We start from the raw sequence: 14,033 nt of genomic DNA on the forward strand, positions 1-14,033 counted from the left end.
CTGTTATTCACCATTATTATTTTTCCACTCCCGATTTTTTACTATGAGGTATTTATTATTGTCTACTGGAATTAGCCAATATTTAATTTTTATTTTTTTAAAATTGATATTATTATGCTTTACTATTTTTACAACTGGATAATCAAATCCACCTTCAAAAAGTTGATTGCATTTTAATATGCGTGATATTGTAAAATAAGTTGCCTTAAAAAAAGTATTGTTTTCGTATTGCCAGATGGCATAATTTGAACAAGATGGGTAATATCTACATGACCCGAAAGATATTACAGATAAATACCTTTGATAAAATTTTATCAAATACTTAAATATTTTATTCATCTGCTTTTAGTAATTGAAGTTTTTTCATAGCATACAAAAAATCTTTTTCTAGAGATTTATAATCTTTTTCAAAAACTCTCTCTTTTGCTACAAAAATATATTTACCGTTTTCTAACCTATTTTCAAACTTCAAGCAAAGTGCTCTTAGTTTTCGTTTTGCTTCACTTCTCTTTACAGCATTTCCTACTTTTTTTGAAGCAACAAATGCAAGATTTAAGTTTTCATCAGACGAAAAAAAAGCGACAAAAGTGTGCGTATGCCACTTTTTGCCGCTTTTATAAAGTCGATTAAAATCTCTTGAATTGTTAAGACGGTGCGATTTACTTAAACAGCTAATCTTTTTCTACCTTTAGCTCTTCTAGCTTTGATAACTTTTCTACCGTTTTTAGTCTTCATTCTGATTCTAAAACCATGCGTTCTTTTTCTTGGCGTGTTATGTGGTTGATATGTTCTTTTCATAATCTTATTCCTCTATTCACAAATTAAGTCGCGTATTATATTTAAACTATACTTAAATTTTGTTTAGTTTAAGTGTCTTTATAAAATTTATTTTATATTTACTACAACTTCTTCATTTACTAAATCAAACTCAACAGACGACCCTTCAGTGATTTTATCTTCTAAAATTAAATCTGCTAACTTATCCTCAACTATCTCATATATTGCTCTTTTTAACGGTCTAGCACCATATACAGGGTCAAATCCAATTTTCGCAATATGCTCTTTGGCACTAGAAGTTAATGAAATAGAGATATCTTTTTGTTCAACTTTTTTCTTAATTGAATCAAACATAATATCTACAATATTTGTAATCGCATCTAATCCTAATTGCTCAAAAATGATTATATCATCAAGTCTATTTAAAAACTCTGGTCTAAAGTGAGATTTTAACTCATTTAGTACTTCTTTTCTTCTATTTTCTTTATTTTCAATCTCAATTATCTTTGAACTTCCTATATTTGAAGTTAAAATAATGATTGTATTTTTAAAATCAACAGTTACACCTTTGTTATCTGTTAACCTTCCATCATCTAAAACTTGTAATAAAATATTAAACACATCAGGGTGAGCTTTTTCAATCTCATCAAATAAAATTACGCTATATGGTTTTCTTCTAACTGCTTCTGTCAGCTGACCACCCTCTTCATATCCAACATAACCTGGGGCTGCACCAATTAGTCTAGATACCGCATGTTTTTCCATATATTCACTCATATCAAATCTAATAAGTGACTTTTCATCATCAAATAAAAATCTTGCAAGAGTTTTTGCACTCTCCGTTTTACCAACTCCTGTTGGCCCTAAGAACATAAATGAACCAATAGGTCTACTATCTTCACTTAATCCAGCTTTATTTCTTTTAATAGCTCTAGAGATTGCTTTTAAAGCCTCATCTTGCCCTATTACATCCTCTTTTAAAACTTGCTCAACTTTTAAAACTTTTTGTTTTTCAGAATCCATCATTTTATTTACTGGAATTCCAGTCCATCTTGAAACAATACTTGCAATTGCTTCTTCATCAACAGAGTTTCTTAAAAGAGTTCCCTCTTCTTGCATCTTTGCCCACTTTTCTTGATTCTCTTTTATTTTTGCTTCAAGTTGTGGAATCTCTCCATACTCAATAGAAGCTGCTTCTTCAAAGTTTGAATCTCTTTTTGCCCTTGCTGCTTTTGTTTTTAGTTCATCAATTTTTGCTTTTAATGTACTTTCAGCATTAAAAGTCTGCTTTTCATTTTCAAATCTTGTTTCTAAAGACTGTTTCTCTTCATTTAAGTTAGCTAACTCTTTTTCAATCTCTTCTAGTCTTTCACTATTTTTCTTATTTTTTTCCATCTTTAATGCTTCTTTTTCCACATTAATAGTTTGGATTTTTCTTTTTATATTTGATAAAGCAATTGGTTCAGACTCAATTTGCATTTTTAATTCTGCTGCTGCTTCATCAATTAAGTCAATTGCTTTATCAGGTAAAAATCTATCTGTAATATATCTATTAGATAATTTTGCTGCACTAACTAGTGCACTATCATTTATAGTTACATTATGGTGTGTTTCTAACTTCTCTTTTATACCTCTTAATATTTGTAAAGCTTCATTTACACTTGGTTCATCTACATTTACAGGCTGAAATCTTCTTTGCATAGCAGCATCTTTTTCAAAATACTTTCTATATTCTTTAAGAGTTGTTGCACCTATTGTATGAAGCTCACCTCTAGCAAGACTAGGTTTTAAGATATTTGCTGCATCCATACTTCCTTCACTTGCACCTGCTCCAATAATAGTATGAATCTCATCAATGAAAAGGATTATGTTTCCAGCTTTTTTAACCTCATCAATAACAGACTTTAATCTATCTTCAAATTCACCTCTATATTTTGCACCTGCAATCATTGCACTCATATCTAAAGTAATCACTTTTTTGTTTTGTAAACTTGTAGGAACATCTTTATTTACTATTCTTTGAGCAAGACCTTCTGCAATTGCAGTTTTACCAGTTCCTGGTTCACCTAATAAAATTGGGTTATTTTTTGTTTTTCTAATTAGAATTTGCATCATTCTATTTATTTGTTCATCTCTTCCAATTACTGGGTCAAGCTCTCCATCAATAGCTTTTTTATTTAAATTTATTCCATATTTTTCTAGGGCATCAAAGTTTTCATCAGAACTAGCACTATCTACTGTAGCTCCTGCTCTCATAGCTTCAAGCTCTTTTGCTGCTTCTCTTAAGTCAATATATTTACCTAAAACTTCTTTTAACTCTTTTGTAGCAAAATTTGCCACAAGCCAAGTATCAATAGCAATAAACTTATCCCCTTGTTTTATAGCTTGTCCTTGTGCACTCTCTAAAGAACTAGCAAAACTTCTTGAAAGTTTAATATTCTCTTTTGATATAGATGATACAGATGTAAGTTTTGCTGCATAAGACTTAGCTTCTAGTTCTATTGCAACTTTATCAACATTCATTTTATTTAATAATTGATTTAAAACTGAATTAGTATTTGTTAATAAAGCCCATAGAAAGTGTATTACTTCTACTTCTTGATTTTTATTATGTAAAGCTAAAGACACTGAAGAATCAACTGTCTCAGCCATTTGATTTGTTAGTTTTTCGAATATTTGTTTCATTTTTAGCACTCCTTTAATTCAACTGCTAATAAAATTATAGCACTTGAGTCATATTTTGTCAAGTACTATTATTTAATGGTAATAAGATTTTAAAAGAAGCACCTTTATAGTGCTTATTATCATAGTTTATATTTATATTTTCTGCTTTAATATTTCCATGCATATGATCAGCAATAATTTGGTGAGACATATATAAACCTATTCCTGTTCCTTGTGCTTTATGTTTAGTAGTAAAGTATGGTTCAAATATTTTATCAATAATATTTTCAGGAATTCCCCCTGCATTATCTTTAATCTCTAAAACGTAATTATTAGCTTCAGTACTCTCATTTATATAGATTACTCTATGCTCTACGTTATTTGCAATAAAGGCATCTTTTGAGTTATTTATAATATTTACAAAAACTTGGATAAACTCATTTGAAAGACCTTCATATAAAAGTTCTTCTTCCAAATAGTTCTCAAATAGTTCTATTTCATGGTTTTTTAAACTTGCATCTAATAGTTTAAGTGCTCTTTTAATTATAAGTCTAGTAATAAACCTCTCTGTCTTTTTATCAGATTTAAAGAAGTTTCTAAAGTCATCAATTGTTTTTGATAAGAATTGAGTATTTTCAACAATAATATCCATAGTATCTGCAACTCTATCATTATTTAAAACACCAAACTCTTTTTCAAACTTAATTCCACTTGCACAAGTACTAATTGTATTTAAAGGTTGTCTCCATTGGTGGGCAATATTTCCTATCATCTCACCCATTGATGCCATTTTACTTTGTTGGAATAATAATTGATCTTTTTGTTTTAACTCTGTTATATCAATTACCGCAGTTAACCTTACATCTTCACCTTCAAACTCTAAAATCTTACCTTGAACTAAGGCTTGGAATCTTTTTCCATTTAATTTTATTAATTCAACCTCATAGGGGTCAGTATTTTTTATCAAGTTTGACTGTACTATTTTGTGGTATTTTTCATCAATAAAATCAAACATTGGTCTATTTATAAACTCTTTTCTACTTCCTGCTTGAAATAGCTTTAAACTTACATCATTTATATCTATAATCTTGCCATCTTTTGATAAGACAATTGATTCCATTGTAGAATTAAAAAGCCCTTTAAAACTATTTAATGACTTTTCTAAATTATCTTCTCTTTTATCAATCTCAATTTGCATTTTATTAAAACTCTCAAGAAGATTATTTAACTCTTCATAATGAAGCTCATCTACTTTCATATTATAATCACCATCAGAAATCCGTGATGTGATTAATTGTAAGTTATCAAAGGCTGTAAAGATTTTTTGTGAGATTCTTATTGCTAGGAAAATTGCAATAATACTAAAAAATAATACTACTAAAACAATAGAAATAATAATTGAACTTAGAGACTTTAAAATATCATCATGGCTTTGTCTAACTAAAATACTCCAACCAGTTTTTTTAACTTTGGTATAAGAACCTAATTGTTTACCTTTTTTAGTAACTCCTGTAAAAATTGCTTGTTTAAAAGGCTTCTCTTTATTTATTAAATCGGTATAAACAGAAGAAGAACTTGCATTATATCTTTGAAGTACATACTGCTTTGAGTCAGGATTTAAAATCATAATTCCTGTTTCATCAAATATTCTTAACATATGAGAATTATCAGTGTTCTTAAATCTTTGTATAAAGTTTGACAACTCAGTTAACTTAATCATAATAACACCAATTTTATCATTCATTTTGAAACTATATGAAATACTTGGTTCTTCATCAACTGAAGATAAAAATACATTACTCCAGTAATATTTTCTATGGTCTTTTATCTTTTTAAAATAGTTTTTATTTGAGTAATCAAAACCTTTATAGATGTTTAGATTAGATATTGCATAAAAATCTTCTATGATTCCTTTTTCATCTAAAACTAATATAGAAGAGATACTTTTATTTGTTTCAACAAGATTTTTAAGAACCATATAGTTATACGAGTAGTTCTCTGACACATATATAGAGATATCCTCTATATCTTGAAGTAGCTGCTCAACTTCTTTTCCCACTTGCTTTAAGATAAGATTTTGATTATGATTAATAATCTCTACTTTTGAACTATAAAGCTTCCATATTGTTAATATTCCAACAATGATAATTACAGAGATTGAAAATAAAACTAAAAGTTGAAGTATCTCTCTTTTTAAACTCTTTATTTTATTCATCTACTTTTACAAACTCCCCATTCTTAACTTTAAAGTTATAATAACTTCTAATAACATCTCCATACTCATCAAATAAAATCTTATCTTGAACACCTTCAAACTCTTTTTGTAATAATAAGTTTCTTTTTATTTGAGTTTCATCACCCTTTTCTAATACTTCCAATAAAATTTTACCAATTTCATAAGCCTTTGAAGCATACATAGAAGGAGATATATCATACTTTCTTTTATAGTTATGAACAAACTCTTTATAGCTTGGACTAGCTGAATTCTCGTCATAATCAATATTAAAAATAACACCCTCCGCTGCTTTACCTGCATTTTCAATAAAAGACGGCGTTCTTGCCCATTCAGCTGATGCAACTTGTGTTTTTAAACCTTTTAATCTAATATATTGAATTACTCTAGCAGAATCAACAGAGTTTGCACAAATAATTATTAAATCAGGGTTTTTCTTTCTTATATCATCTACTAAAAAATCTAAGTTTGAGTTTGTTTTCGAATATGAAAGAAGAGGCTTTTCTCCTTTTGATACTAAACTTTTCTCAAAGTTGATTAAATAATCCTTTGCATAAGTTGCATTATATGGGTCATATATTCCATAAACTCTCTTAAAACCATTATTTATTACATAGTTAGTAAAAGAGTCAAACCTTTGAGCATTGTTTGCAACATGAACTCTAAAAAAGTTATCATCTTTTCCTGAAAATTCATTACTGGCAGAAGATGCTGAAATCATAAACATATCATCATAGTTATTGATTATAGACATCGTTACTTTAGACATAGAACTAGTAACATTTCCTATAATGATTTTTATATCATTTGCCAAAAACTCATTTATGATATTTTTATTTAAGTCTTCATCTTGTTTATCATCTTTAAAAACAATATCTATTTTTCTTCCATTAACTTCATAGTTTGCCTCTTCAAATGCCAATAAAACCCCATTTACCATAGCATTTCCAAGAACTGAGTATTTTCCTGTTAAAGCACCAACAAACCCTATCTTAATAGGTTCTTTTTCTTTATAAAACAGAAGAGAAACCGTAACTACAAATATAACTATTGCTAAAAATAAAATTAAAAGTTTTTTCATAATATTTCCTTACATAGGTTTATATTGACCATTTTTAACTGTCATAAGAATATAGTCTCTTTTTACATCTCCATACTCATCAAACTCAATTTCCCCTTGTAGTCCTTCAAACTTTTTTATACTTAAAAGTGTATTTTTAAACTCTTTTATATTTTCATTTTTCTTTAATACTTCAATTATAATTTTAGTTGTTTCATATGATTGAGAAGCAAAAACAGAAGGTTTTGTTTTATATTTTTTTTCATATTTTTTAACAAAATTTAAATATTTTTCATTCTTTGAACTATTGTTATATGAAGTTAAGAAAATCATCCCTTCTACATACTTACCACCATCTTCAAGTAGTTTAGAACTTTTTGACCAACTTGAACCAATAACTGTTTTTTCAATATCACTAATTCTTAAAAACTGAACTAATTTAGCTGTATCTATTGTATTTGCAATAATTATGATAGCATCGATATCTTCTCTTTTTTTAATATCCTCTGTAATATGTGAAAAATCTTTCGACAATTCTTTTAGTTTTACAAAGGGATTTCCTCCAAGTTTTTTAAAAGAATTCTCGAAATTACTAGCGTAACTTTCACTATAAGCACGGTTGTTAGAATCATAAATTGCATAGATATTTTTTAAGTTATTAGATAAAAGATATTTACTTAGTTTTTCAAAACTTGCTTCTGATTGAGAAACTTGTGTTCTAAAGAAGTTATCATCTTTTTTAGAGAAAGTATTTGAACTAGCTGAGGCAGAAATTAGGGTAGGCATATAATTCTCATCAAAAGACTCTAAAGCTATTTTGGTCATAGAGCTTGTTCCACTTCCTAAAATCAAGTTTACATCTTCTTTTTTAAACTCTGTAACAGCAAGCTTTGCAAAGGTGGGTCTTTGTCTATCATCTTTTGAAATAATTTTTACTTTCTTTTCATTGATTTTGAAATTTTCTTCTTCTAAGGCTAAAGTCATTCCATTTAACAAAGAGTGTCCTAAGTTTGAGTATTTTCCACTTAAACCACCTAAAAAACCTATTTTTATCTCATTATTACTAAAAAAACTAAAATATGAAAATAGACCTAAAATAATAACTGAAACTATCCCTACAACTTTATACATTACTCTTCCCACTTTTTAATAAACAATCTACTATTATACAAAAAAATATTTAATTTTTGGAGTATAGAAAAATATGTCACTTTGTGGAATAGATGAAGCTGGACGAGGTCCTATTGCAGGACCACTTGTTGTTGCTGGTGCAATTATAAATAAAGAAATAGAAGGTCTAAATGACTCAAAGCAACTTACAGAAAAAAGAAGAGAAAAGCTTTTTGATGAAATAAAACAAAACTGTTCTTATCATATTGTATTTACTGATTCTAAAACTATTGATGAAAAAGGTCTAAGTGCTTGTTTGAAAGCATCAATAAAAGAGATCATGGATAATTTAAAAGATGAAACAAGTGATTTTCTAATGGATGGAAATACCTCTTTTGGAATAGAGACTTTACAACACAAAATAAAAGCAGATGCTACAGTACAAGAAGTAAGTGCAGCTTCTATCTTAGCAAAAGTTAGTCGAGATAGATATATGTGTGATATAGCTTCAAAATATCCAAACTACTCGTTCGAAAAACATAAAGGTTATGGAACAAAAGCTCATGTAGAAGCTATTAAAGAGTTTGGAAGATGTGAAGAACACAGATTTAGTTTCAAACTAAAAGGAGTAGATGATCAAAATCAGCCTAGCTTATTTTGATACTTCTCCTATCTTATTCTCAATAGATTGAACTTTTGTTTTCAGTCTATTGTCTTTTTCTTTTCTGATATCAAAAGTCAAAGTAGAATAAACCCTATTACAACCTAACTCTTCAAGCTTTTCATAACATTTTTGAACAACTCCTAAAGCCTCAGACATTTTATCTGTTTCTATTGTAGTTGACATAGAAGTTAACTGATAATTAAAACCTGATTCTCTAATAACTTTTATAACTTCAGATACATATTCACTTTTGCTCTCTGTTTTATCCGTTGGAAACATTGCCATACTTAACAAAACACTCATATTTTTCCTTTTAAATTGATATTTTATGACTTTTTTTATCTATTGATTATATAATATCTATACATTAGATAAAAGAAACAACGATGCTAAAAAATATTTTTAACAAAAAACAACCTTCTGCTGAAGGTTTTAAAAATGCCTTATTTAATAAAATATTTAATCCAGATGAGATTGAATTTCATTATAGCAATAAAATTAATCTATTTAAAACTACTGAAAAAAAAGAAACATTATTACATCTTTGTGCAAAATTCGCTTATCTAGAATCTATAAAATGGCTTCTAAATAAAGGTTTAAGCCTTGAAGCTCAAACAGAAGATAAAGAGACTGTACTTTTTTATGCAGTAAAATCAAATAATCTATTAACAGTAAAATATTTAGTGGAACAAGGTGCAAATGTAAACCACAAAAACTTTTACAACCGTACACCTTTACAAGAAGCAATTCTTTTAGAAAGTAGAACATACAAATATCTACTAGAACATACAGAAGAAGTTAACAATAAAGACTTTTATGGAAATAGTATACTTTTTCATGCCGTATCAAGTAGCAATGATGAAGTTTTAGATAATGTTCTAAAAAATAAAAATGTAGATATTAACTGTATAAATAAAAATAGAGATACAGTATTAAGTTATGCTGTTAATAACTATTTAAAAGAGAAAAACTCTAACTCAGCTCTTTCTTATTTTAAAACTATTAAAAAACTATTAGATTTTAATATAGATATAAACAATCTAGATAAAAGAGAAGAAAATATACTTTTTCAAGCTATAAAAGAAGAAGACACAAAACTAATCAATCTTTTTTTAGGTATTGAAAATATAAATATTAACCAACAAAACTATTATGGTGAAACTGTTTTAATGGAAGCTTGTTTAAAAGGTTTTAGAAATATTGAAGTTATCAAAGCTTTGTTAAACTATGGGGCTGATGTTAATATTAGAGACAAAAAAAATGTAACTCTTATTGAGAAACTAATAGAACTAATTCTTCACTATAAAAACCACAAAGAAATAGATTTACATTTACTTGAGAAAAGTTCTTCTGAAAATAACTATTTTGAACTAGTAAAATACCTATTAAGAAATACAAAAATAAATCTAAATAACTTTACATCAAAATCTAAACCTATATTTTTTGATGTAATAACTCACTATAACTTTGAGCTTTTTAGTCTGCTTAAAGCAAATGGAATAGATTTAAACCAAAAAGATTTAAATCAAAACAGCGTGCTTTCATATTTGATTGAAAATGCTGATACCTCTACAACTCAAAAACAAAAGCTTTATTTAAAAACAATGCAAAGTTTGATAAATCTAGGAGTTAATGTAAATGCCAAAAACGATACTGGTGCAACAGTTGTTCATCAAGCTATTTTAAATGGCTCAATTCATACAGTTAAACTTTTACTTGACTCTAAACCAAACTATAGAAGTGTTGATAATAAAGGTAGAACATTTATTCATAATGTTGTATGGAGAGACTGTACAAAAACCTTTAAACTTATTCACTCTTATGATAATGAGGTTATTAATATTGCTGATAAATATGGTATTTTACCAATTAATTATGCTGTTTTTATGGGAAGATATGACTTAGTAATTAGTATGATTGAAGAGTTTGCCCATGTAAATAACACAAATAAAATTGACCCTAAAATGAAAGACTTCTTTAAAAAATTCCATAATAACTTAGATGAACTTACTAAACATGCAAAAACAAAAGTTGACTTTAAAAACTTACGAATCTTAAGTGAGAATATGAAAAAAGAGTTTTCTATTGCAAAATAACCTTTAAAAGCTTTTTCTTTTTATAAAATCAAAAATTATTTAAATTTATAATTTTTTACTCTATTTTTTAATAATTATTTTAGCTATTAGTTATATAATATCCTTATCTATTAAAAAGTAATAACGATGCTAAAAAAAATTTTCAATAAAAAAAAGCCTTCAAAAGATGGCTTTAGGGACGCACTACTTAACAAAGTCTTCAATCTAGATGAACTAGAATTTCATTACACAGAAAATATTAACCTTTATGAAACAAATGAAAATCAAGAAACTCTCTTACATCTTTGCGCCAAATGTGCATATCTTGAATCTATAAAATGGCTAATGGACAAAGAGTTAAGTTTAGAAGCACAAAACAAAGACAAAGAGACAGTACTTTTTTATGCAGTAAAATCAAATAATCAAGCAGTTGTGAAATTTTTAGTTGAAAAAGGCGCAAATACTAACCATAAGAATTTTTATAATCGTACAGCTTTACAAGAAGCTATTATAGAGGGAAGCAAAACATACAAATATTTATTAAGTAAAACAGATGATATAAGAAATAAAGACTTCTATGGAAATAACCTAGTCTTTGATGCAGTATCAAATGGAAGTAGTGAAATACTAGATAGTGTTTTACAAAATGAGAAAATAGATATTAACTGTGTTAATAAAAATAAAAATATAATTTTACATAAAGAAGCTGCATATAACAACTACGAATTAGCAACAAAACTTTTAGAGCATGGAGCTAATCCTACTTTAGGGGATAAAGATGGAAAAAACTTTCTATTTTATGCTGTTAACAAAGGTATTGAAAATATAAAAGTAATTGAAAAAGCTATTGAGTACGGTTGTGAGGTAAACAATAAAGACTTTGCAGGAAATACTGTATTAAACTATATTGTAAAAAACTATCTTGATGCAAAAGAGAAACTTAATATAATAGAAAGCCTTACTCATTTTAAACTAATCAAAAGACTAATTAGCTTCGATATCAATGTAAACTCTTTAAATAAAGATGAAGAGACAATTCTTTTTCAAGCAATAAGAAGTGAAGATGATGAACTAATTGAATACTTTATTTCACTGGAAAAATTTAATATTAATCAAAAAAACCACTTAGGACAAACTGTATTAACAGAAGCTTGTTATAAAGGTTATCAAAATATAGAACTAATCAAAAAACTAATTGAATTAGGAGCTGATGTAAATATCAGAGATAATAATGACTCAACTATAATTGAAAAACTAATTGAGCTAATATTACACTATAAGAATCAAAAAATAATAAGCTACTCTTTACAAGAAAAAAGCTCTTATGAAAATAATTATTATGATTTATTAGAGTATTTATTAAAAAATACAAAAGTTGATTTAAAGAAATACAACTCAAGGGCAAAGCCACTGTTTTTTGATACAATTATTTACTATAATTTTGAACTTTTTAAACTTCTAAAAAGATATGGAATCAATATAAATCAAAAAGATTTAGAACACAAAAATATTCTATTTTACCTAATAGATAATGCAGATACATCAAGTACACAAAAACAAAGGCTTTATTTAAAAACATTACAAAGTTTATTAAACCTTGGAGTTAATATAAATGAAAAAGATGATTTAGGTGCAACTGCACTACATAAAGCTATTTTAAACAATTGTATCTACACAACAAAACTTCTTTTAGAAGCAAAACCAAACTTTAAAAGTGTTGATAACAAAGGTAGAACTGTAATTCATAATATTGTTTGGAAAGATTGTTGTAAAACATTTAAACTGGTAAACTCTTATGACCAAAAAATTGTAAATATTGCAGACCAATATGGAGTCCTTCCTATTAATTATGCTGTTTTCATGGGAAAATATGATTTAGTAATTACAATGATTGACGAATATGCACATATTAACAATACAAATAAGATTGATCCTAAAATGAAAGTATTCTTCAAAAAGTTCCACAAAAACGTAATAAATCTCATAAAATATGCTAAAAGTAAAGTTGATGAAAAGAATTTAAAACTCTTAAGTGAAAATATGAAAAAAGAGTTTTCTATTCAATGATTAATTTGTCTATATAATATATCTTTTTTAATACAAATTTACAATTTTTTTGCTAAGATAAGCAAATATTATAAAAAGGAAGAAACATGCAATTAGAAGTATCACCTGAAGTTTTACTTTCACAATTAGGTTACTCAAAAAGTGACTCATCTCTTAAACAAGCAGAAGAAGTAATGTCACAAACAAAAGATTTTAACAAGTTTTCAAAGCATTTAATTAGTTTAAATGATCATCTAAAAAAAATGAATGCATACATTGGATTATCAAACTCTACTAAATATTTAAAAATCAAATGTGATGAAAATGATGCAGATGAAATCTTAGAAGAGTTTCATGAAGAAGTAAGCCATTGGGCAAATAAATATAATGTAAACTTACAAAAACTAGATGGAAAAGAAGTTTACTATATTTTAGGTACTTTATAAAATAGAGAGATATTCTCTATTTTATTTAAATATTTCTCTACGAGAGTGACAATAAGGAACTTTTCCTGTCTTCTCGTAGTAGTCTTGATGATAATCTTCTGCTTCATAAAATCTACTAGCTTCATGAAGTGAAGTAGCTACTTTGTAATTTAAATCCTCTAATTTATCAATTAACTCTAAAGCTGTATTTTTTTGTTTTTCATCAACATAAAAAATTGCAGATAAATATTGTGGACCAATATCAGGACCTTGACCATTAGTTTGAGTAAAATCATGGATTTCAAAAAATAGTTTTGTTAGCTCTTCAAAAGGTACTTGGCACTCATCATATTCTACTTTTACAACCTCTAAGTGACCCGTTGTTCCAGTACAAACCGCAGTGTAATCAGGATCTTCTAAGTGTCCACCCATATAACCTGAAACTGCACTATGAACACCTTTTAACTTTTCAAAGTAGTATTCAACACCCCAAAAACAACCTGCTGCAAAATATGCTACAGCATGCTCTTTACAGTCACAATTTCTACTTTCAAACTTTAATGAAATAGAGTTTACACAGTGTCTTGTATTTTTAGCAGTAAACCCTTCTCCCTCAAAAACATGACCTAAATGTGCATCACAATTTGCACAAACAATTTCAACTCTTCTACCATCAGCATCTAAAACTCTTTTGATAGCCCCTTTAACTTCATCGTCAAAACTTGGCCAACCACATCCTGAAGAGAATTTATCACTAGATTTATATAAAGGAGCATTACACTTTTTACACTTATAAAGCCCATCTTCATAGAAGTCATTATATTTACCACTAAAAGGTCTTTCTGTACCTTTATTTTCAATTACATATGCTTCTTCTTCAGTTAGTTCATTGTATTTCATTTTAGAACCCCATTTCTTAAATATTGGACGATTGTAGCTAAATGCAGAAAATCTTTAAATAAAAAATCAAAATAATTTA

At 27.4% G+C, this 14,033-nt stretch carries 13 protein-coding genes; 4 read left to right on the plus strand and 9 right to left on the minus strand.

Annotated features, from left to right (window positions below; genetic code table 11):
• Positions 1 to 3: 3 nt before the first annotated feature.
• The 7 genes from yidD to CRV03_RS12630 form a co-directional block, all read right to left on the minus strand.
• On the minus strand, positions 4 to 339 hold the full coding sequence (gene yidD / locus CRV03_RS12600; protein WP_129085498.1) for a membrane protein insertion efficiency factor YidD: 336 nt from the start codon (positions 337 to 339) through the stop codon (positions 4 to 6).
• A complete protein-coding gene (gene rnpA / locus CRV03_RS12605; RefSeq protein WP_129085499.1) occupies positions 332 to 676 on the minus strand; it encodes a ribonuclease P protein component in 345 nt (114 codons plus the stop codon). The genes yidD and rnpA overlap by 8 nt, the downstream gene beginning before the upstream one ends.
• On the minus strand, positions 664 to 798 hold the full coding sequence (gene rpmH, locus CRV03_RS12610; RefSeq protein WP_044417745.1) for a 50S ribosomal protein L34: 135 nt from the start codon (positions 796 to 798) through the stop codon (positions 664 to 666). The genes rnpA and rpmH overlap by 13 nt, the downstream gene beginning before the upstream one ends.
• A gap of 87 nt (positions 799 to 885) precedes the next feature.
• Positions 886 to 3,462, minus strand: a complete 2,577-nt coding sequence (locus CRV03_RS12615; RefSeq protein ID WP_129085500.1) for an ATP-dependent Clp protease ATP-binding subunit — start codon at positions 3,460 to 3,462, stop codon at positions 886 to 888.
• Between the two features lie 58 nt (positions 3,463 to 3,520).
• Entirely contained in the window at positions 3,521 to 5,656 is a 2,136-nt protein-coding gene (locus CRV03_RS12620; protein WP_129085501.1) for an ATP-binding protein, read from the minus strand.
• Positions 5,649 to 6,755 carry an ABC transporter substrate-binding protein gene (locus tag CRV03_RS12625; protein ID WP_129085502.1) on the minus strand — a complete coding sequence of 369 codons (1,107 nt, stop codon included), beginning with the start codon at positions 6,753 to 6,755 and terminating at the stop codon, positions 5,649 to 5,651. The genes CRV03_RS12620 and CRV03_RS12625 overlap by 8 nt, the downstream gene beginning before the upstream one ends.
• A 9-nt stretch (positions 6,756 to 6,764) precedes the next feature.
• Positions 6,765 to 7,865 carry an ABC transporter substrate-binding protein gene (locus CRV03_RS12630; protein ID WP_129085503.1) on the minus strand — a complete coding sequence of 367 codons (1,101 nt, stop codon included), beginning with the start codon at positions 7,863 to 7,865 and terminating at the stop codon, positions 6,765 to 6,767.
• A 73-nt stretch (positions 7,866 to 7,938) separates the two neighbouring features.
• Here CRV03_RS12630 and CRV03_RS12635 point away from each other — a divergent pair, with 73 nt between their 5' ends.
• Positions 7,939 to 8,505, plus strand: a complete 567-nt coding sequence (locus CRV03_RS12635) for a ribonuclease HII (protein WP_129085504.1) — start codon at positions 7,939 to 7,941, stop codon at positions 8,503 to 8,505.
• On the opposite strand, the gene CRV03_RS12640 is transcribed toward CRV03_RS12635, so the two are convergent.
• A complete protein-coding gene (locus CRV03_RS12640) occupies positions 8,497 to 8,811 on the minus strand; it encodes an MTH1187 family thiamine-binding protein (RefSeq protein ID WP_129085505.1) in 315 nt (104 codons plus the stop codon). The two genes, CRV03_RS12635 and CRV03_RS12640, sit on opposite strands and share 9 nt — an antisense overlap.
• A gap of 83 nt (positions 8,812 to 8,894) precedes the next feature.
• Here CRV03_RS12640 and CRV03_RS12645 point away from each other — a divergent pair, with 83 nt between their 5' ends.
• The 3 genes from CRV03_RS12645 (at position 8,895) to CRV03_RS12655 (ending at position 13,075) form a co-directional block, all read left to right on the plus strand.
• Positions 8,895 to 10,604 carry an ankyrin repeat domain-containing protein gene (locus CRV03_RS12645; RefSeq protein ID WP_129085506.1) on the plus strand — a complete coding sequence of 570 codons (1,710 nt, stop codon included), beginning with the start codon at positions 8,895 to 8,897 and terminating at the stop codon, positions 10,602 to 10,604.
• A 126-nt stretch (positions 10,605 to 10,730) separates the two neighbouring features.
• Positions 10,731 to 12,650, plus strand: a complete 1,920-nt coding sequence (locus CRV03_RS12650; protein ID WP_129085507.1) for an ankyrin repeat domain-containing protein — start codon at positions 10,731 to 10,733, stop codon at positions 12,648 to 12,650.
• Positions 12,651 to 12,736: 86 nt separating this feature from the next.
• Positions 12,737 to 13,075 carry a hypothetical protein gene (locus CRV03_RS12655; RefSeq protein WP_129085508.1) on the plus strand — a complete coding sequence of 113 codons (339 nt, stop codon included), beginning with the start codon at positions 12,737 to 12,739 and terminating at the stop codon, positions 13,073 to 13,075.
• Positions 13,076 to 13,096: 21 nt separating this feature from the next.
• On the opposite strand, the gene CRV03_RS12660 is transcribed toward CRV03_RS12655, so the two are convergent.
• Positions 13,097 to 13,954, minus strand: coding sequence for a bifunctional methionine sulfoxide reductase B/A protein (locus CRV03_RS12660; protein ID WP_129085509.1), 858 nt, complete (start codon positions 13,952 to 13,954; stop codon positions 13,097 to 13,099).
• Positions 13,955 to 14,033 lie beyond the last annotated feature (79 nt).

The organism is Arcobacter sp. F155 (genome assembly GCF_004116455.1).
GTDB lineage: Bacteria > Campylobacterota > Campylobacteria > Campylobacterales > Arcobacteraceae > Halarcobacter.

Bases quoted from the DNA above. Each gene is read 5' to 3' on its own strand.
- CRV03_RS12645 (WP_129085506.1), top strand. From the start codon at position 8,895: ATGCTAAAAAATATTTTTAACAAAAAACAACCTTCTGCTGAAGGTTTT.
- CRV03_RS12615 (WP_129085500.1), bottom strand. From the start codon at position 3,462: ATGAAACAAATATTCGAAAAACTAACAAATCAAATGGCTGAGACAGTT.
- CRV03_RS12660 (WP_129085509.1), bottom strand. From the start codon at position 13,954: ATGAAATACAATGAACTAACTGAAGAAGAAGCATATGTAATTGAAAAT.
- CRV03_RS12635 (WP_129085504.1), top strand. From the start codon at position 7,939: ATGTCACTTTGTGGAATAGATGAAGCTGGACGAGGTCCTATTGCAGGA.
- CRV03_RS12650 (WP_129085507.1), top strand. From the start codon at position 10,731: ATGCTAAAAAAAATTTTCAATAAAAAAAAGCCTTCAAAAGATGGCTTT.
- yidD (WP_129085498.1), bottom strand. From the start codon at position 339: ATGAATAAAATATTTAAGTATTTGATAAAATTTTATCAAAGGTATTTA.
- CRV03_RS12620 (WP_129085501.1), bottom strand. From the start codon at position 5,656: ATGAATAAAATAAAGAGTTTAAAAAGAGAGATACTTCAACTTTTAGTT.
- rpmH (WP_044417745.1), bottom strand. From the start codon at position 798: ATGAAAAGAACATATCAACCACATAACACGCCAAGAAAAAGAACGCAT.
- CRV03_RS12625 (WP_129085502.1), bottom strand. From the start codon at position 6,755: ATGAAAAAACTTTTAATTTTATTTTTAGCAATAGTTATATTTGTAGTT.
- CRV03_RS12630 (WP_129085503.1), bottom strand. From the start codon at position 7,865: ATGTATAAAGTTGTAGGGATAGTTTCAGTTATTATTTTAGGTCTATTT.
- CRV03_RS12640 (WP_129085505.1), bottom strand. From the start codon at position 8,811: ATGAGTGTTTTGTTAAGTATGGCAATGTTTCCAACGGATAAAACAGAG.
- CRV03_RS12655 (WP_129085508.1), top strand. From the start codon at position 12,737: ATGCAATTAGAAGTATCACCTGAAGTTTTACTTTCACAATTAGGTTAC.